18 protein-coding genes are annotated in these 18675 nt (G+C 47.3%); 5 read left to right on the top strand and 13 right to left on the bottom strand.

The window, feature by feature from the left end:
* Positions 1–56: 56 nt before the first annotated feature.
* The 3 genes from NZ043_RS05120 to NZ043_RS05130 form a co-directional block, all read right to left on the bottom strand.
* Complete coding sequence (locus tag NZ043_RS05120) at positions 57–1709, bottom strand: extracellular solute-binding protein (RefSeq protein WP_289390421.1); 1653 nt, start codon at positions 1707–1709, stop codon at positions 57–59.
* A 142-nt stretch (positions 1710–1851) separates the two neighbouring features.
* Entirely contained in the window at positions 1852–3444 is a 1593-nt protein-coding gene (locus NZ043_RS05125; RefSeq protein WP_339310893.1) for a response regulator, read from the bottom strand.
* Positions 3419–5179 carry a histidine kinase gene (locus NZ043_RS05130; RefSeq protein ID WP_339310895.1) on the bottom strand — a complete coding sequence of 587 codons (1761 nt, stop codon included), beginning with the start codon at positions 5177–5179 and terminating at the stop codon, positions 3419–3421. The genes NZ043_RS05125 and NZ043_RS05130 overlap by 26 nt, the downstream gene beginning before the upstream one ends.
* A 161-nt stretch (positions 5180–5340) precedes the next feature.
* Here NZ043_RS05130 and NZ043_RS05135 point away from each other — a divergent pair, with 161 nt between their 5' ends.
* The 3 genes from NZ043_RS05135 to NZ043_RS05145 all read left to right on the top strand — a co-directional run bounded on the left by NZ043_RS05135 (position 5341) and on the right by NZ043_RS05145 (position 7760).
* On the top strand, positions 5341–5619 hold the full coding sequence (locus NZ043_RS05135; RefSeq protein WP_339310897.1) for a hypothetical protein: 279 nt from the start codon (positions 5341–5343) through the stop codon (positions 5617–5619).
* Positions 5620–5926: 307 nt separating this feature from the next.
* Positions 5927–6847: an ABC transporter permease subunit gene (locus NZ043_RS05140; RefSeq protein ID WP_091038596.1), complete on the top strand. Its 921-nt coding sequence runs from the start codon at positions 5927–5929 to the stop codon at positions 6845–6847.
* Between the two features lie 34 nt (positions 6848–6881).
* Positions 6882–7760: a carbohydrate ABC transporter permease gene (locus NZ043_RS05145; RefSeq protein WP_017692164.1), complete on the top strand. Its 879-nt coding sequence runs from the start codon at positions 6882–6884 to the stop codon at positions 7758–7760.
* A 64-nt stretch (positions 7761–7824) separates the two neighbouring features.
* Here NZ043_RS05145 and NZ043_RS05150 read toward each other — a convergent pair whose 3' ends face one another.
* Positions 7825–8013 (bottom strand): aspartyl-phosphate phosphatase Spo0E family protein, encoded by a 189-nt coding sequence (locus NZ043_RS05150; protein WP_091038444.1) that lies wholly within the window; start codon positions 8011–8013, stop codon positions 7825–7827.
* A gap of 280 nt (positions 8014–8293) precedes the next feature.
* On the bottom strand, positions 8294–9004 hold the full coding sequence (locus NZ043_RS05155; protein WP_091038442.1) for a MarR family transcriptional regulator: 711 nt from the start codon (positions 9002–9004) through the stop codon (positions 8294–8296).
* 390 nt (positions 9005–9394) lie between these two features.
* Here NZ043_RS05155 and NZ043_RS05160 point away from each other — a divergent pair, with 390 nt between their 5' ends.
* Positions 9395–10969, top strand: coding sequence for an FAD-dependent monooxygenase (locus tag NZ043_RS05160; RefSeq protein WP_091038440.1), 1575 nt, complete (start codon positions 9395–9397; stop codon positions 10967–10969).
* Between the two features lie 84 nt (positions 10970–11053).
* Here NZ043_RS05160 and NZ043_RS05165 read toward each other — a convergent pair whose 3' ends face one another.
* The 5 genes from NZ043_RS05165 to NZ043_RS05185 form a co-directional block, all read right to left on the bottom strand.
* A complete protein-coding gene (locus NZ043_RS05165) occupies positions 11054–12076 on the bottom strand; it encodes a hypothetical protein (protein ID WP_339310902.1) in 1023 nt (340 codons plus the stop codon).
* A 24-nt stretch (positions 12077–12100) separates the two neighbouring features.
* Positions 12101–13099, bottom strand: coding sequence for a C39 family peptidase (locus NZ043_RS05170; RefSeq protein ID WP_240768313.1), 999 nt, complete (start codon positions 13097–13099; stop codon positions 12101–12103).
* 28 nt (positions 13100–13127) lie between these two features.
* Complete coding sequence (locus tag NZ043_RS05175) at positions 13128–14048, bottom strand: WYL domain-containing protein (RefSeq protein WP_339310904.1); 921 nt, start codon at positions 14046–14048, stop codon at positions 13128–13130.
* Between the two features lie 83 nt (positions 14049–14131).
* Positions 14132–14320: a hypothetical protein gene (locus tag NZ043_RS05180; protein WP_074096524.1), complete on the bottom strand. Its 189-nt coding sequence runs from the start codon at positions 14318–14320 to the stop codon at positions 14132–14134.
* Positions 14321–14569: 249 nt separating this feature from the next.
* Positions 14570–14893, bottom strand: a complete 324-nt coding sequence (locus NZ043_RS05185; protein WP_249913229.1) for a helix-turn-helix transcriptional regulator — start codon at positions 14891–14893, stop codon at positions 14570–14572.
* 208 nt (positions 14894–15101) lie between these two features.
* Here NZ043_RS05185 and NZ043_RS05190 point away from each other — a divergent pair, with 208 nt between their 5' ends.
* The gene (locus tag NZ043_RS05190; RefSeq protein WP_339310906.1) at positions 15102–16481 is read left to right on the top strand and encodes an MFS transporter; all 1380 of its coding nucleotides are present in this window, start codon (positions 15102–15104) and stop codon (positions 16479–16481) included.
* 196 nt (positions 16482–16677) lie between these two features.
* Here NZ043_RS05190 and NZ043_RS05195 read toward each other — a convergent pair whose 3' ends face one another.
* The 3 genes from NZ043_RS05195 to NZ043_RS05205 form a co-directional block, all read right to left on the bottom strand.
* A complete protein-coding gene (locus NZ043_RS05195) occupies positions 16678–17127 on the bottom strand; it encodes a nuclear transport factor 2 family protein (protein WP_074096526.1) in 450 nt (149 codons plus the stop codon).
* Positions 17128–17292: 165 nt separating this feature from the next.
* Entirely contained in the window at positions 17293–17700 is a 408-nt protein-coding gene (locus tag NZ043_RS05200) for an Rrf2 family transcriptional regulator (protein WP_017692155.1), read from the bottom strand.
* A gap of 106 nt (positions 17701–17806) precedes the next feature.
* Complete coding sequence (locus NZ043_RS05205; RefSeq protein ID WP_091038433.1) at positions 17807–18646, bottom strand: helix-turn-helix domain-containing protein; 840 nt, start codon at positions 18644–18646, stop codon at positions 17807–17809.
* Positions 18647–18675: the final 29 nt, after the last annotated feature.

Genomic DNA, 18675 nt, shown 5'->3' on the forward strand with positions numbered 1-18675 from the left:
AGACAAAAAAAGCAGGGTAGACTGATGAATTCATCCGTTCTACCCTGCTTTGATTGTTAATTGACTGTCTTATACCACTCGTTCACTTCGGCGGTAATATCATCCCCGCCCATGGATTTCCACTTCGTCACAAACGCATCAAATTCCTCAATGCCCACCTGACCATAGATGATCTTGCTGAACGTATCCTTCTCCAGCTTGTCGATCGCGTCCTTCTTCATTTTCATCGTCTCGGTTGGTGCTCCCGTGAACTTGTTCTTGATGGCATTATCTTTATTCGCAACGACCACCTCAGCGGCTACAAACACTTCCGGTTTGTTGGCAATTTTCGTATTTTTCTCAAAAGGAGTCTCCGGCTCTTTGCCCTTCGCAAGTTCCGCCAGCGTCTCCATCATCAGATTCGGAATTCGGGCACCATCATACGTAATTGTATATTTGAGTGGTGATACGCCATCCTTCACTTCAGCTTCACCAACCACTTCACCGTCCACAATATCATAGTCATATCCTTGCGCGAAGCCATGTTCGAACTCGCTGCCCACTTCCGGATTGGCAAAGTTGTCGAACAGATAATTTTGATACGTGAAGAAAATTTCCGGGTTCGCCATGTCTTTGTTAATCAGCACCACCCCGTTGCTTGCACCAGAACCATGTTGATGGCTCTCGCCTGTTGGTCCTGTAGGTAAGGCAATGGCCTTATACGTGGCACCATCCACATTTTTCTTCACATCATCAATCGGCCAGTTTGGCATCCAGTGCGGCCCTACGATAATGCCAGCTTTACCTGCGGTGAACAGTTCTGCTGCCTTGATCTCGTCATAGACGCCTGCTTCTTTCGGCAGGTAACCTTTGGATAACCAATCTTTCATCGTTGCAAGGCCTTCCTTCACACCTGGCTGGATGGAGCCATATTGCAGTGTTCCGTCTCCGGCATCATTCCACTGTCCAGGCATCGTGTTGTACATGCCGAAGATCCAGCCCGATTCCGTCATCCACGTATTGAGCGCATTCTTCATGCCGACAGTGAGACCATACGTATCTTTCTTGCCGTTCCCATCCGGGTCTTGATTTGTAAAAGCATCCATGACCATAACCAGCTCATCCATGGTTTTTGGTTCTTCCAGTCCCAATTTCTTCAGCCAGTCTTCCCGAATGAACATGACCGAATCGCCGTTGTAGGCATAATCGAAGATTGGAATGCCATAACGCTCGCCCTCATACATGTACGGATACCATTCCTCCGGCGCCGATTCAGATGCCTGTTTCCATGTGTCCGAAGCATACTTGTCAAACAGCTCGCCTGCATTCGCAAACTTGCCGGACTCAATTAATTCCCGTACCAGATTGTAGTCTCCCCGAATGGATACGATATCCGGCAGTTCTTCGTTAGCAGACAGCGACAAGCGTAATTTCGTGTAAAATGCATCATTGGTCACCGATACAGCCCACGGCGTGGTCAGATCGATGCCAAGTCGTTCCTTGGCCCATTTGGTATGCACATTGTTCTGTGCCGTTTCCCCATTCTTGAATTTCGTATCATCATTCCAGGCCCGCAAATAACTCATCTGTACCGCCGGTTCATATTTCCCGTCTTGCAGAGCAAGTGGTGCAGCGGCTTCCTTGGCCGGTTCTTCCTTGGCCCCCGAACTGCATGCCGTTACAGCAACCATCGTTATTGCGAGTAATGCCGTCATCATTTTTCTATACATGAACTAACCCCTCCTCAGGTAACTTGGATACCCTTATATGCCAAATGCACCTCTGCATGTGGCATTATGCACCTTACATGAAAAGGATAGTGCAGCCGGGGAGGCAAACATATATCACAATTTCAATGTTCATATTGATTTGTTAACCGTTCCGAAAATCCTGCGGGGTCAGTCCATAATGTTTGCGGAACACCTGAATGAAATAAGGCGTGTTATTGTACCCCACTTCCTGACCGACTTCATAGATCTTCATTGCCGTATGCTTGAGCAAATGAACCGCACGTTCCATTCTGGAACGGATAATATAATCACTAATGCCTTCACCTGTGGATTGTTTGTACATTTTCGACAGATATACGGGGTGCAAATGCACCTCTCCGGCAATGACCTGCAACGATAGATCCTCACCCAGATGATGGTCAATCCATTGCTGAACCTGCCGGATCAGCGTTGATCCGGCATCCTGTCCCGCATCGCTTGTACTCTCTGCCCACTGCTGCATCACACTTCTGGTCCACGTTTCCAGACTGCGCAGCGAGATGCCATAACCATCCTTGAGCAACTGCTGGTACTGCTCGCCAAGCACTTCGGCTAACTGTCTTCCTTCCCGATGAGCCATATATGAGAATGCCGCCGCCAGATAATGAAAGGCCACATACACATGCTCCGGGAACACACTGTTCGACAGTTCGGCAAAGATCTGATCAATCTTGCGGTGTGCATCCTCCATGCGCCCGGCTTCCAGCAACGCCGTTAGACCCGGCGGTTCATACAGTGCTGCAAGTGACTTCAACGTGGCCCCATTGGTTCCCGCAGCCGCATTCAGATGTAATCCTTTGCCCGCCTCGGCCTGCTTGCGAAGTGCACTGACGGCTTGATGATATAGCTGCGGCACCTGATCTGGAAAACGCCCCATACGACTAACGGATAGGGAAATGGTCGCGTTCAGATACTGCCTCACACTGTGGATCAACCGCTCTCCAAGTCGGCCCATTAACATTTCAGGTTCGGCCTGAGTTTGTTTGGGACTGGCCATGAAGACCAGATCATCATAGGCATCATCCGTATGGCAGAGATGATAGGTACTGCCGTAGATCTCTTCCACTACATTCGAGATGGCGTACTTCATCAATCGAAACGCTTTATGTGTAGGTTGATGGTCATCATACCGGATGAGCAGCAGTTGCATTTTATCTTGTGGACGGAACCCGATCTCCAGTTGCTCCAGCTTCCCTTCGAGTTCAGCATCCGCAAATTTATGCCCTAACAGTACATCCTTCATCAGCTCCGCCCGCTTCTCAGGCAGATGTTCCCTTACCGAATACATGGCCCGCTGATGCAGCAATTGTTTCTCACCCTCCAGGCGAATCTGCACTGCAGCCTGCTGCACGGATTCGATCAGTTCCTCATCCCGGACCGGTTTGAGCAGATAACTAACCGTCCCATGTTTGAGCGCCTGCTTCGCATAATCGAAGGAGGCATGCCCCGATAAAATAATACATTTCGTCTGTTCCCACTTTTGCCTGATGTGACTGACCAGATCCAGACCGGACAGACCCGGCATGCGGATATCCGTGATAATAATATGGACCTGATGTGATGCCATATGCTCCAGGGCTTCTTTGACTGAATAGGCTTTGAATACCTGACCAATCCCGTGTTCTCTCCACGGTATCGAGACAGCGATCGACTCCACTGCCGAATGTTCATCATCCACGACCATCAGATTCATCATACATTTGTTCCTCCTCAAACCATCGAATTTCTACACTAAGTCCACCATAGGGAATCGCTCCAAAATGAAGCCCCGACGACAACCCATATCGCGTAACGAGACGCTGGTGCACATTCCACGTTCCTGTTCCAATCTCCTCACCCATTGGTTCATTGATCTCCCGTTCCAATTCGGCAATCTCTTCCGCTGTCAGCGTGACACCATCATTATCAACAAACAGGCTATATCTTGTATATTTCCGACCCTCAATATGTTCGGGTACCGCCATCCCCGTTACGACGACATGCCCACTGCCTTCCATCGGCTCAATGCCATGGATCACCGCATTCTCTACGATGGGCTGAATGAGCAGTCGCGGAATGTGAAGCTGCATCAGTTGCTGCGGTACCGCGATCTCGTAGGTCAGTCGGTTGGTCCGCATCTGTTGAATGGACAGATAATGGTCCAGCAGCCGAATCTCTTCTTCTACTGTCGTCATGTCATTCTCGCCCCGCGTAATGTAGCGATAGTAGTCTCCCAGACTTAGCGACATGGCAATAACCGCTTCACGGTTGCCAAGCTGGGTCATATTTTTGATATAAAACAGGCAGTTGTACAGGAAATGCGGATTGATCTGTGATTGCAGATGTTTCAGTGTGGCTTCCCGTGAGCGGATACGTTCCTCGTATACCTTCTCGATCAATTCCTGAATCTGTTCCGCCATATGGTTGAAACTCTGGGTGAGATACGCGAATTCATCACGGGAGTGATCGACTGGAATCCGAGTGGACAACTGGCCTTTGCGAATCTGTTGCAGCCCTCTCATCAAACGATGGATGGGCACCTGGACTTTTCGATACAAAAGCAGTGCAGCCCCGATACTCAGCACGAGCAGTAACAGAATGGAGGTAATAAACATATTTCGGCTCTTGTCCATCGGGGTTAACAAATCATCCAATACCACCGGGTTCACGTATACCGCTTGCAGTTGTTTGGAGTGCACGTAACTGACCAAATATTGTTTGTCACCCACCTCCAGCTGATGATTACCTTCCCTCTCCGGTCCGTCAAAGGGGATATCTCGCATAATCGCTTCGACCAGTTCGCGGTCTGCCGTACGGTTCAGCAACGGATCATTGCCCGGTACTAGCAAGAAAGGATCTCCTCCCTGCGTTTCTTTAAAATCATCCAACATGGCAACCACGTTCATCGGGTCAAAATTAATCTCCATCACGGTTCGCACACCTGTGTTCACCGGTTTTTCATTCCACTCATAGTTATCTGTGAAAAAGTAGGTGAAACTCCCCTGCTCCAGCTGCCATTGTCCAGGTTGCGGAAACGTCAACATTTTCTCATCGTAGACTGTCCGGCTGGACATGGTGGATAACACCAGTTCCGCTTGTGGCAGGACAATCGTAATATCGTTCTTCCAGCGGCTGGTGGACTGGTACAATGATAATTTGTCGAGAATATCCAGATAGATGCTGTTTTTCTCATATTGGCTGGTGGAGTCCGTCATGTAACGGTAATGCAGAATACTCGGATCTCGCAGCAATGTCAGGCCATACAGCGAGAGCTGCTCGATATTTTTATCCACCTGGGAGCTGAAATAATTGAACTGGTTCAGACTCGACTGCTGTTTCTCTTCAACGACCATGTCCACATTTGCCTGGTTCGCGTATGTATAGAGCAGCAGAATGGGTACCAGCAGGCAGATTAAAAGAATGACCGTCTTCGCAAATACTGTGAATTTCATCGTTTCACCCTGTTCCTGAATTTGAAGTCCTTCTACACCGAAGTCCTATTTTATATTGAAAACCCTTACATTTCTATATGATTTTATATTCGCCTGCTTTCCTGCAACTTGTAATCCCCTTATACTGGGAGTGAATCAACATTTCGTGAGGGGGCTCTGTGATGCAACTGACAGAACAAGGCATTTTGCATATTAAAGAAGATGATATTTCTAGCTTATACTGTTACAGGGACCTGGATGGCATGGCCTTTGATGCTTCATTATTGTTTGAATTACAGCTTCAGGGATTAACGTTGCCACAAGGTAGCGTACGAGCGATTCAGTTTGATTTTGAGGCAGAGGAATCCCCCCTCTATGAAGAACGGGAACGTTTAGTGGCCGAGGTGCAGTCAGCGGTTCGTACCGTTGATGCGCAGTATGATGGCTCGATTGTGAAATAATATAGGCACGTTCAGCATGAAGGGCATATCGGAAGCAAAATAACATATGGCAGGAGCACAACCTGAAGACAGGGGCATTGGACTTTACAGTCGGATGCTCTTTTTTGCTGTTTCCATCAACAAGTTAATATTTCAACATCCGCATTGAAATGTTGTTCTATAGTCCGCCCTTTTCCGTTGCTATAATTCAGTTGCTCCACTCTGTGCAGAGGCTAACTCGCCTCATGTTGTCGGGGTTGGACGAGATAAAGGAGGGACCCTGATGGCTATGGAACAACCGTTAACAACCAATACGCCGGTGCGAAAAATGACACCCCATCCACGCAAACGTACCCGCTGGAATTTCAAACGCACGTGGCCGCTGCATCTGATGCTGCTGCCTGCTGTACTGCTCACATTGCTGTTCGCCTATGTGCCCATGGGCGGCATTATTATTGCTTTTCAAGACTTCAAACCGTGGCTGGGGTTCACTGGCTCCAAATGGGTCGGCTGGGACAACTTCCAATTCATGTTCGAATATCCCGACAGCGTTCAGGTCATCTGGAACACGGTACTGATCGCTTCGATGAAAATTGTGGCCGGACTTGTGGCCCCCGTGGTATTCGCCATTCTGCTGAATGAGGTTCGGAACTCTACGTTCAAACGTTTCTCACAGACCTTGGTGTATCTGCCCCATTTCCTGTCCTGGGTTGTCCTGGGCGGCATTCTGCTCGATATGTTATCACCGGAAGGCGGGCTGGTAAACCAGGTGTTAGCGGCGGCTGGCGTTGAACCGATCTTCTTTCTGGGAGATGGAGACTGGTTCCGTGTAACGGTGGTTGTCAGTGATGTGTGGAAGGAGTTTGGATTCGGAACGATTGTATTTCTGGCAGCACTTGCGGGTATAAACCCGGCATTATATGAGGCTTCGGAGGTAGATGGAGCAACACGACTTAGACAGACACTGCATATTACCCTGCCTGCACTTGTGCCGATGATTATCGTGGTAGGTACGTTATCGCTGGGCAATATCCTGAATGCAGGCTTTGACCAGATCTTCAATCTGTACAATCCGCTGGTATATGAGAAAGGTGATATTATCGATACCTTTGTCTACCGGATGGGAATTCTGAATGGCAAAATGAGCTTTGCGACTGCCGTTGGACTATTCAAATCATTTGTCGCGATGTTCCTGGTCATCTCTGCGTATCGGATGGCGTACAAAATCGCCAATTACCGCATTTTCTAAAAGAGTTAGCATAACGCATTAAGGAGGAATCAAGGTGTATCACAAAACAACCGGGTACCGTATATTTAATGGTTTCAACCTGATATTCATCGCGGCCGTCTCGATCCTGTGCATCCTGCCGCTGGTCCATATTCTGGCCGTTTCCTTCAGTGGTAAAGCGGCAGCATCCGCCAATCTGGTGACACTATGGCCGATTGATTTTACGGTGGACGCTTATACCAAAACATTTGGTAACAGTAACTTTCTCAGTGCACTCTGGATCTCAGTCCAGCGTACGGTTTTGGGTACTTTGCTCAGTATGACACTTGTCTTCCTGACGGCTTATCCATTATCCAAGGAGAGTCTGCACTTCAAGGGACGTTCGTTATATGCATGGTTTTTCATCTTCACGATGCTGTTCAGCGGGGGATTGATTCCGTCCTATATTTTGATTCAGAAGCTTGGATTGATTAATACGATGTGGGCTCTGATCTTGCCAGGAGCGGTGGCTGTCTGGAACCTGATTCTGATGATGAACTTTTTCCGTAATGTGCCGAAAGAGCTGGAAGAAGCCGCATTTATCGATGGAGCCAACCATATTACGACCCTGTTCAAAATTTATCTGCCTGTATCCATGCCCGCCATTGCGACGATCTCTTTATTCACGATGGTAGGTCAGTGGAATTCCTGGTTCGACGGGTTGATCTATATGAATGATGCTTCCAAATATCCACTAGCCACGTTAATGCAGACCATTATCGTTCAGCAGGATTTCTCCAACATGAACGTGGATGCAACGCAGCTTCAGAACATGTCTCAGCGTACGGTTAACGCGGCTCAGATCTTTATTGGCGCTCTGCCGATTCTGCTCGTATATCCGTTCTTGCAGCGTTTCTTCGTAAAGGGAATTGTGCTCGGGGCGGTAAAAGAGTAAGGCAAACACACGGAATCCCTTCTTGGAATTCTTCTTCATTTTATAAGTGCATTCTATACGTTCATTATTTCAGTTGATTCGAATTCGTTCTTCCGCGAGTTGCGTTGTTATATTCATTAATTAACTCATCCAGCACCATGGATTGGCGAATAACCTCCGGATGCCACAGTTCCGCATATTGATCAGCAATCTGGTAGAGCCTTTGCCGTGCATGTTCGATACATTCCTGAATGGTTTCCGGATTATGTACCATACTCCCGCCCCCTGTTGTCCTTGAATATCATCATCCAAAAAAGACCATCTAATATAATATTCGGAACAAGAGGGGATTTGGATTACCCCAAAATTAAAATTTTGGTTATTTTTTCTTGTAAAAGTTATGATTAGCGTGGATCACATGAGTTGATGTGCATATATGTTCAAAGCAAATAAACCGGATCGGCTGCAGCCTGTCCGGTTTTATAGCGCTTATTTATTGCAGAACAATTTCGTATGCCGAGATGAATATGAGCAGGCTCAACAGCTTACTTACGTTAATCCTCATATTTCGTAAAGAAAACATCCTCAAGAACGGCCTTGGCCTTCTTCAGATCACGGGTATTCAGTGTATGAAGCATCCCCATAATTTCATTCATTTCCTCGTTAACGGTTAACTCCCCTGTGGTCTCATTAAGTTCTGAGTCTTCTTCAGGATAAGCCCCCCCATCACCAGAAACGATGGATGGCCCATCTTTTTCCGAATTGAACCAGGACGCCTGTGCCGTATCACGGAGAGCATGCGCTAAGAACTGCAATTCATCTTCGGTATATCGCTGCAAAAAACGATTTGCGCCAAGATCAATTTGTTGATGCATGGCTTGATGTAAACGATAGATGTCTTGACCCTGTTCTGTCATGCGAAACAATACTTCTTTTTTATTATCCGGCAGGTATTCAGGCAAAATGATATTTTTCTGTACCAGCCTCTTGGTGATTTTGGAAACCGTGCCTTTGGAAAAGCCAAATTGCTTTGAAATGGTTATCCCATTTACAGGTTCAAGTGTTCCGATAGCATCCAGCACATGTAACATCGTAACCGTCATTTCTTCGATTAACTCTTGAACTTCCGGATCAGGGCTGTGCTTAAGCAGCCATTCCTTCTCTTCGTCATCTTCCGCTTGGAATTTAATCTGTATGTCTTTCACAGCTTCCAGCACTTCATCAATCAGGTGCTCTTTATTGTGATAGTTTGATGGCTTGATCATCCTTTTTCCTCCAACACTAATGAACTTCATCCCAGTATATCAAGGACAGGTTCATAATTAAAGTTTCCAGGAAACAATATTGACAAAAGAATAGAATTTAAATTATTATTGTTGCAAGGAAACTTATTGTTTCTGAGAAACAATAAGTTGAACTAATCATTTACACGATAACGAAGAGGACAGAAAAAACCTGAAAAAGCGAAGCTAAAAACTTTCTGCAAGAAAGCTACTTCGGAAGCATACGCTTCTTCTTTATCACCAGATTTCCCCTTGAGAAAGGGAATCGAAAAAATCCGGGGATAACAGCGATTGGAAGGTTGTTCTGTCATCGTAGTGCCTGTGTAAATAATCTTTAGTTCAATTTATATAATTCAGAGAGGAACATTACAAATGACAGATATACGATTCAAGCCATCGCAAGAGAAGCAACAACCGGATGTGAGTCCATCAAGGGAAGATTACGATATCGACGTATTGGTTGCAGGTGCTGGCCCGACCGGATCTACATTAGCAGCAGATCTGTTGCGCCGCGGCCTTCGTGTCCGGCTGGTCGATAAGGCTCCCCATGCCTTTAAGGGTTCTCGTGCCAAGGGGGTACAGCCGCGTACCCAGGAGGTTTTTGAAGATCTAGGCGTGCTGAGTGATGCTCACACAGAGGGAAGTTCTTACCCGCTCGCAGGTATCCATCTAGGTCCGATCACTGTGCCGTGGCGCATGCAGCAGCGAAATAAACCTACACCAGATCTGCCCTATCCGAATATTCTTCTGCTGGCTCAACACCGCACGGATGCCATCCTGCACCGCCTACTCGAACGTCAGGGGCTGAATATTGGATTTAACAACGCGGTAGATACTTTTGAACAGGATGACGCTGGGGTGACGGTGACGCTCTCTTCAGGGGAAAAGATTCGCAGCAGATATCTGGTGGGGGCAGACGGGGGTTCCAGCACCGTTCGTAAAGGTACAGGTATTCGATTTGTTGGAGAGACCAACGAATCAGATCGTATGCTCATCATTGATGGTACAATCGATGGCTTGTCTCGCAATCGTTGGCATATGTGGCCCCGCACAAAAGGTAAATTTGTAGGAGCATGCCCATTGCCACACTCCGACCAGTTTCAGGTCATGATCAGGTTGGGAGCAGACGAGAACCCAGATCTGGACGAGGCTGTACTTGCCGCTCAGTTCTACAAGCTCACTGGTTTACGACTCTACGACATTACCTGGAGTTCCGTATTCCGTCCCAACGTGCGACTTGCTGAGCATTATCGGTCGGGCCGTGTCTTCCTTGCAGGCGACGCAGCCCACGTCCATACCCCAGCCGGTGCGCAAGGGCTCAATACCGGTGTACAGGACGCTTACAACCTCGGCTGGAAGATAGGTCAGGTCATTGCTGGCGCACCCGATCGCCTGCTTGACACCTATGAAGCTGAACGTCAACCTGTTGCCGCACGCGTTCTTGGGAAATCCAGCGAGTTGTACGCCAAGCTCGATAATAAACGTCTCGCCAGTCTCAAACGCGGTGACGAAGAACGACAGCTCGCACTATCGTATCATGGTGGTCCACTTAGCTCTGAGCATGCATCAGCGACCAAGTCACTTCAGGTCGGAGACCGAGCACCTGATGCTCCATGCATCGGCCCAGGCGGTGTAAGACGACTATTTGAGATCCTTCGTGGACCACAATTCACATTGCTTGCCTTTGGAGCCAATACCGCTCATATTCTCCCAGAGTTGATCTGGCCAACCAGCGGTGCCGAATTGCACAGATACATCGTTAGTACCGGCAATGAAGCCGAACAGAATGTTATCAACGATACCACCAAAAAACTGACCGAAATCTATGGCATTCACAGCGACACGCTGGTACTGATTCGACCCGATGGTTACATCGGCAGCATCATCAAGGGCGACTGGCAGGCGGAATTTGAGAATGCGGTCAGCATGGTTACCCCGCCAAGTTAAGTGAGAAATATTTAAACTGCGCTTCTAGCATCAAATGGAACTTCGACCCGGGGGGTATCACATCAGATAAACTACTTGTTATATTTATCTTAATCCAACATCCTTAAAACGATTGCCTATCGTCTCTGGAAAGGCAAGTTTAATGGCATCAATGGCACGTTGTTCCGTAGCCCCTGCCTTCCATATAAGCTCAATTACCCTTTGCACACATTCCGGTTCTCTCGAATCCCAAGAGATGGAGTTGTCTATTTCCTCAACGATCATTGTATACAGGTTTGCGAGTAGCTCATACTCGTCTATGACCTGATCCATTTGAATGGACAGATGCTTAAGTCCTGCCACATAAGAGGCAATATCCCATCTTGATTTGGCATAATAGCGAAGAACTGTTGCCGCTTGTTCTGCGTCATATGTTCCTGACTGCAAAGCACCAGCAATAGCGGCATACGCAGCCGCCCCACAGGCATAATCTTGGGGCGGCAGCATATAGTCATGGGTTTCCCATTTGTAGACGGCCTGTATTAACGATTCCTTGCAGACTTCCCATAGATCTATAGGTGCACAGGCTTCCAGAACCTGATAATACCAGTAGGGTGTACTGTTCCTCCCAAACGAATCATAGGGCAGACGAATGATTTCATTACCTTTACTTTCACAGATGAACAGCACACGTTCCACCTCATCATATCCAGTAACAATGACAAATTGATCGTGCCAGAGAATCGCACCTATTCCCCGGTCAATGGAAGCTTTAATGTCCAGCAGAGCCTGCTTCTGATACAGGGGAAAGGTTGGTTCGAACGAAAAGCCCGCTGCCTGGCTCGCCGTCACACCAATGAAGTCTGCTGCGACAAAGTTCTCTGCCATCCAATTGTGTGTCGAAATTGATTCTGACGTCAGACGCCGGTCCACCACTAGTCTGAATGCACTTGCTGTCATACCTGCAATCATGTGGTGTGGGAAAACCGTCCACTGTTTATGTAATAAAATGCGATACAACGCATCTGTATACGCGCTCATACCGCTCCATGATCTATATTCATCAGCAAAATTCACAGCTTGCGGGGATTGAATCCAGTCCTGCAATACTACTTTTGTCGCCATCATCCTTCACTCCCTTCCTCTCTCATCCTATCGCGCGGAATGTGCTCCCCACCGTGGTATAGTGGACCTTTTACGGTCAGGATACTTCCGGGATATCACTCGAAAATAATCAATAGCCTGCTCTTCCAATGCTTTTGCCTTCACTAGTACCTGTGCTAGATCTTCTGTCGTATCTGATCGCAAGACACGTCTATTTTCCTGCTGAACTATATATCCTTTCATTTGGTCAATTAACGTCCCAAGCTTTTCATAACATGCACAAGCCTGGTCCAGTTCGTTCCATATCCCTCGAACACCCTGCAAATACATTCTTATTTCGGTTCGCGAATGGCAGAAGGATTCCAAAATATAACCTGCACCGGATTCATCGAAATCCCCACTCCGCAGGGCCTCCACCCACACATCATATGCCTTTTTACCTGAGGCAATATTCTGATCAGGTAACAGACGATAGGGAATATCCCAATCCTCAATCGCCAGTCGCAGGGATTCCAGCAGCATCTGCTGTTCAGGAATGCGGACCTGATCACCAAACACCTGACAATACCAAAATCCGGTAAAGTTTAAGCCGAAATTGTCATACAACAGAATCTGCGGTTCCTTGCTCCATCCGTCTTGCACATAAAAGATGCGGTCACTGTCATCATATCCATGAATAACACCGAACTCAGGAATCCAGTAAATCACACCAGTGCCTTCATCAATACTCCGTCTCACCCAATTCACTGCATCCTGCTGGTAATAACCAAACGTGGAATGACGTGTACGTCCCCCATCCCAAATCGTGAATATCCCCAGGTTATCGACTCCGGGACGATGTGCCTCCCCCCATTGTCCATACGCTGTAACCGACATGGGAAGTAGTCTGCGATGTATCGACAGCTTGAAAGCCATGCCCGTATATCCGGCAAGTACAACCTTGGAACCTTTAAACTGGCCTGTATGGGTGAGTATCGCATGCAGACTATCCACGTACGATTTGGACTCCCGCTTCATAATGAGGTTATCTAAAATATTCTCAGCCAAGGAAGTATCTTCTCCTCTCTATGCTGCTTTATTCCACGTTTTGCTTACGTTGTATCACGAGCCTGTCAATTAATCCTTCTGCGCTTTGCTGAAGCTTGCGTCTAAGCCACCCAGGAGACAAAAGTTCCTCCCATTCGCTAATAAACAAATGCTGCAAGAAAGCGTCCGTGTCATAAAATTCAATTGAATAAATCTGATCTTGCCTAGCCTGGATACGATACCCTTGCCATAGGTCCATTTGCTGCAATTCCTTCAAGCGAATCTCAGCTACAAACGGTTTACGCACAGGCAGTGGTTCTTCCCATCCACCTAGGAGAGCATCTGACCTGTACTCAAATCTCTCATTCAAGATCGATACATGAACAATGCCTTGCAAGCGAATGGCCACTTGCTGTACAGGGTCTGCTTCATAACCTACCACGTAATCGGCGTTAAACTGGGATATCATCTTTAATGGACACAAGGAAAACTGCCGTTCTCCATCGTGATCCCTGTAATGAATATGTACTCTGCGCAAGTCAGTTACGGCATGGGACAATAATTCAAAGAATTGCAGTTGCTTCGGTTGCGCCGAAAATACCGGAAGCTCGCTACTCCCCATCTGCTGTTCCTCCAACGTAAAACGCTCCAGCAAATGCGCTACACGTTTCACCGCGTCCGATTGATCATAATCGTAATGTCGATATCGATGCGCCAGATATTTCAGCACTCGTTGCTCTTCTTCGGTCATATACAAGTGGGGCAATCGAAAAGTCTGATCCTCATAACAATAGCCCCGATATTTTGCCATATACACCAAAGGGGCTCGCAAGGAACTTGCCATATATTCAATATCACGCTGAGCTTGACGACGGGAGATTTCAAACTCACGGGCAAGCCAGCTGCTATTCGGAAAACGTCCACCCCGAATCTGTTCGTCAAACCAGTGAATCCGATGCATGTTACTCATCTTCCCGCCCCCATCTCATCCATCCCTAATATATTCGATTATATCAAAAGACATGGCCCGTTCCGAAGAACAGGCCAGTTATGTTATACATGTGCCTTATCCACTCTGGATTGCACGGCTTTGAAGCATTTCTTGCATACTTTCAGACTTGTACCGTCTGTTTTTGTTTGCGTATACAACAATTTAATTCGGGTACTGCTACACACCGGGCATGTTCCCCGGCCTCTGGAAGGAAGACTCCACAAGACGCGTCCTCTTTTAGTTTTTGCCAATGGTTGTGAACCTCTTTTCGATATGGTTTGTGTGTTCACCGTTATTATATAGGGCATGGTACGACACAGAATGTCGCATCAGTTTTAAAGGTTGTTCAAAAAGTCCCCAATTGATCACGAAGTAGCCCACGAAGCGAACTCGACATCGAATCTTGCGTTCACCTTCTCGGTGCTAAATCGTTAACTTTTTGAACATGCAGTATCAGAAAATAAAAATGTCCCCTCTTCGACCTGAAGAAAGGACAACATTTAGGAAGGATCTGTGCTCGACTGAGATGCGGCCTGCAATAACGGTTGCAGGAGTCCTGGAAAGCGCGTTTCCAAATCATCAGATCGCAGGGTGAGAAAATGCTGTGTGCCCTGCACTCTGACCCGAATAACTCCGGCTTCCCGCAGGGTGCGAATGTGGTGCGACATCGTTGACTTCACAACAGGTGCATGAAAATGACTGCACGGCTGCTCCCCGCTTCTCGCTGCTTCCGCAACAATCCCAAGACGGGTCGGGTCGCTTAACGCATACAATACGGAGGAAAGTTCAATATCTGACACCTGTGGATGATGTAAAATTTTCATACTGTAGTCTCCTTTTATCAGACTATCCATTGTATTTTAACACAGATCCATGATATATTTCTAATGTTCGACACCAATCGAACTTTAATGATTTCGTTATGTAACCCCTGCTGTTAGGCACGGGATTGACATCATACTACATTTTGCAAATGTTACACACCGTTTCTGAAATGTTGCGAAATACACATCATCACTTTAGGAGGTTTTTATGAACAACACCGCAACCGCATCATCAGGGGAACGGACCGGAATACAGGAAGGTTTAATTGTAAGCTTGCTTGGTTTCACCGTTGTACTCGTTGTTATGAATACAATGATGTTTAATCTGGCCCTGCCCAAAATTGCAGCCGAATTTATGCTTACATCCGTCGCTTCCTCATGGATTGTTACAGGGTATTCCATTGTATTTGCCATTTCTTCGATTACGTTCTCACGTCTATCGGATTTCATACCTATTCGTACATTATTCACGACCGGGCTTACCTTACTTGGTGCGGCATCGGTTCTCGGGTTCTTCAGTAATCATTTCATCATTTTGCTCATTGCACGTCTGATCCAGGCTGCGGGTGCTGCATCAGTTCCGGGGCTTGCCATTGTGCTGATTACCCGGTACATTCCACATGATCGCCGGGGTAAATCGATGGCTGTCATCATGTCCGCCAGTTCACTGGGTCTTGGACTTGGTCCCGTCATCGGCGGAAGTATTACCCAGTTCCTGGGATGGCATGATCTGTTTATCGTTACAGGATTAACGTTATTCTTGATTCCTGTATTCTTCAAACTGCTTCCTCGGGAAACACCGCAAAAAGGTTCATTTGACCTGCTGGGTGCTGTGCTTCTTGCCATTGGTACTACGGGTGTGCTGTTATTCCTGACTTCCCGTCAGTGGTTCACGCTTGTTATCGGTGCTGCAGCACTGCTTCTGTTCTGGCTCCGAATTCGGCGCGCGGCAGATCCATTTGTTCAACCTGCTTTGTTCAAAGACAAAAAATATATGATGCTCAGCTCGCTGGGGATTGTATCGTACATCAATAACTTCTCAACGTTGTTCCTGTTACCTCAAATTTTGGCGCATCTGTATGGACTGACCCCTGCTCAATCGGGACTCGTCATCTTCCCGGGTGCAGTCGTGTCCATGCTGCTGTCCAACCGGATCGGCCGTATGATTGACCGACATGGCAATACGTTGCTGTTGAAATTTGCACCATGGTTGCTACTGGCCGCTGCCGGGCTATTCGCCTTATTTGCAGACAATAGCATATACGCCATCATGGCCGTGTATGTCCTGCTCAGCGTAGGCTTCTCTTCCCTAACCACCAGCGTGTCCAATGAATTGTCTGGCAATCTGACCATGGATCAGGTGGGCGCAGGTATGGGACTGTTCCAACTTAGTCAGTTCTTCAGCGGTGCCTTCAGCGTTGCTGTCACTGGTGTAGCGTTAACTGCGATGCAAAACATGCCGCTATCCTCGGCGTACACCAATATTTTCTGGGGTATGACCGTAGTTGCACTGGCATCCGTTATTTTCTCTCAGGTGTATCTGAGAATGCAGTCACGGAAAGTTACGGAAACAAGTAACCGGATCTAACATCTCATTTAAGCAAAAGAAGTCAGGAAGGGACCCTCGGGTTCTGAACCTGGCTTTTTTCTATCCCATTTTTCTGTGCATGTGTCAGCTGCCCTCTCCCACAAACACAAAACAGCCCCAAGAATGCGTTCATCACGCTCCTCGGGGCTATTATTTTACGGTTGATCAAATTCTATATTCTTCTACACTGATTATACTATTCAAACAGGTCCAAACGAAGACGTTTCAGACTTGTATGTTTGATGTACCACTGGCCGTCGATTTTGACAAAAGTCTCGTGGTAGTGCCCAAATCCGTGGAAGGATTTGTTCTCATTGCCCTCCGGGAACGTGACCCAATCTTCCATTGGGGAGATGACCTTTGCTTCGTTCTCAGATACAAATTCAACTTCGGCGCTATGAACATGATGCACAGTTACGGCAACATCCACAAGATCACGGAATACTTGTACGATCGTATCACGGCCTGTTAATACCGGAATTGGATTGCCCTCTGTGCTGAAATCGGCCACTGCATCCGGAGCAAACACATCACCCAAGGTATCCCACTGCTTCGTATCAATATAGCGGCAATAACGCGCCTTGGTGTTCCGAATGTTTTCAAGCGCGAGCAATTGTTCCAGTCCTGTGATCGTTGATTGGCTCATGTGTTGTCCCTCCAGAGATGTAAAATGTGATGTAAGATTAGGATCATGTATGTATGCATACTATACCTTCCTTATTGTACCATTCGCCTTCTATTAGGTACAACGATACAAAAAAATCTTTCCTTACCTCTCACGAGGTTGGGGAAAGATCACTTCTAGTGCAAGTTACAGGGAATGTGCACCCTTCATCTGGGAAGCCAGTTCTGACATTTTTTTATTGTTCAAAAAACTTTCCATCTCTTCTTCCGCCTGCACCATCACCTGCTGGATCAAACAGCCTGCGTTATGATTCTGGGAACATTCGAACAGGGACGCCTGACCTTCAATCGCATGAATGATCTCCAGGAAAGAAGGGTCCGGATTTTTACGACTAAGTCGGTAGCCACCATTGGCACCAGAAGTAGATTCAATCATGCCCGCCTTAACCAATTTGGTCAAAATTTTGGACAGGTAGGTTGGTGATACCTTCTGCAATTCTGCAAGTTGGTGTACACTAACCAGCTGCTCAGGAGCAGTGCTTACAAGATGAAGCATCGTATGCAAAGCATAATTTGTCGCTTTTGAATATTTCATGAGGGCACCTCATTATACACGGATTTAATTTATCCATAATAGACTTGATTGAGTTCTCTGTCAAACCACTACATTTCAAACACTGGCAACATCGAAAGGATACGGGTTAATTGTGATACAATCCGCGGTAATCCGTAGGTGTCATCCCCTCATGGGCCATGAACTGGCGGTTAAAATAACTGGCATTGGGATACCCCGCTTCCTCCGCGATTTGTCCAATGTTGGCCGCAGGCCGTTCCAGTAACCATTGCTTCGCCATCTGTAGTCGTGAACGAGTGATAAATTCCATAGGCGTCATCTCCACAGCACTCTTGAACATTTTGCAAAAGTAATACGAACTCACACCTGCGAGATCCGCCCAGTCCTGTAACAGGAAAGGTTGACAGGCCTCTTGCTGCATCTGTGGAAGAAGTGCAAGAACCCGACTCTCCGCCTTACTTGTGGTACGTGTACTCTTTAAAGGTACTGCATGCTGCACGAACTCCGCGAGTACGGCATAGGTCAATGTAGATAGCTGAGCCGGACGCAGCATCGTGTTCTGTTCCGCTTCAGTCAGCAAGGCCAGATGAGCCTCTTCCCAAGAGCTGCGTTGCCGCAGTGTCCATAATAGATTGCGATGTAACCCCCGCTCGATCATATAATCATGTAGACGTTCACCGTAAAAATGAACCCATCGTACATCCCACGGATCATCTTCACTACTATAATAATGCTGTCGCTGCTGCGGGAAATATAGAACCGCCTGACCTGCGCGAAGCTCATGCACCACCCCGTCCACTTCCACGTACCCTTTGCCCGCAGCGACGTAGTGAATATTAAAGTTGTTCAGTGCTCCTGCCTCCCGCAACACGGAATGCTGGACGTGGTCCATATAATGTCCAACGGACTCGGGATAACAAAAATATGGAATATCCTGCAGGGTAAGCAATACGGTTTGTCTCATCATAGCCGGTTCTCCTTGATCAACAATATTGT

Source organism: Paenibacillus sp. FSL k6-2145 (assembly GCF_037976585.1).
GTDB lineage: Bacteria > Bacillota > Bacilli > Paenibacillales > Paenibacillaceae > Paenibacillus.

Coding starts and splice junctions, on each gene's coding strand:
- NZ043_RS05185 (WP_249913229.1), bottom strand. CDS start 14,893: ATGAAAATTTTACATCATCCACAGGTGTCAGATATTGAACTTTCCTCC.
- NZ043_RS05125 (WP_339310893.1), bottom strand. CDS start 3,444: ATGATGAATCTGATGGTCGTGGATGATGAACATTCGGCAGTGGAGTCG.
- NZ043_RS05160 (WP_091038440.1), top strand. CDS start 9,395: ATGACAGATATACGATTCAAGCCATCGCAAGAGAAGCAACAACCGGAT.
- NZ043_RS05155 (WP_091038442.1), bottom strand. CDS start 9,004: ATGATCAAGCCATCAAACTATCACAATAAAGAGCACCTGATTGATGAA.
- NZ043_RS05135 (WP_339310897.1), top strand. CDS start 5,341: ATGCAACTGACAGAACAAGGCATTTTGCATATTAAAGAAGATGATATT.
- NZ043_RS05140 (WP_091038596.1), top strand. CDS start 5,927: ATGACACCCCATCCACGCAAACGTACCCGCTGGAATTTCAAACGCACG.
- NZ043_RS05200 (WP_017692155.1), bottom strand. CDS start 17,700: ATGAAATATTCAAAAGCGACAAATTATGCTTTGCATACGATGCTTCAT.
- NZ043_RS05120 (WP_289390421.1), bottom strand. CDS start 1,709: ATGTATAGAAAAATGATGACGGCATTACTCGCAATAACGATGGTTGCT.
- NZ043_RS05190 (WP_339310906.1), top strand. CDS start 15,102: ATGAACAACACCGCAACCGCATCATCAGGGGAACGGACCGGAATACAG.
- NZ043_RS05130 (WP_339310895.1), bottom strand. CDS start 5,179: ATGAAATTCACAGTATTTGCGAAGACGGTCATTCTTTTAATCTGCCTG.
- NZ043_RS05165 (WP_339310902.1), bottom strand. CDS start 12,076: ATGATGGCGACAAAAGTAGTATTGCAGGACTGGATTCAATCCCCGCAA.
- NZ043_RS05195 (WP_074096526.1), bottom strand. CDS start 17,127: ATGAGCCAATCAACGATCACAGGACTGGAACAATTGCTCGCGCTTGAA.
- NZ043_RS05175 (WP_339310904.1), bottom strand. CDS start 14,048: ATGAGTAACATGCATCGGATTCACTGGTTTGACGAACAGATTCGGGGT.
- NZ043_RS05205 (WP_091038433.1), bottom strand. CDS start 18,646: ATGATGAGACAAACCGTATTGCTTACCCTGCAGGATATTCCATATTTT.
- NZ043_RS05150 (WP_091038444.1), bottom strand. CDS start 8,013: ATGGTACATAATCCGGAAACCATTCAGGAATGTATCGAACATGCACGG.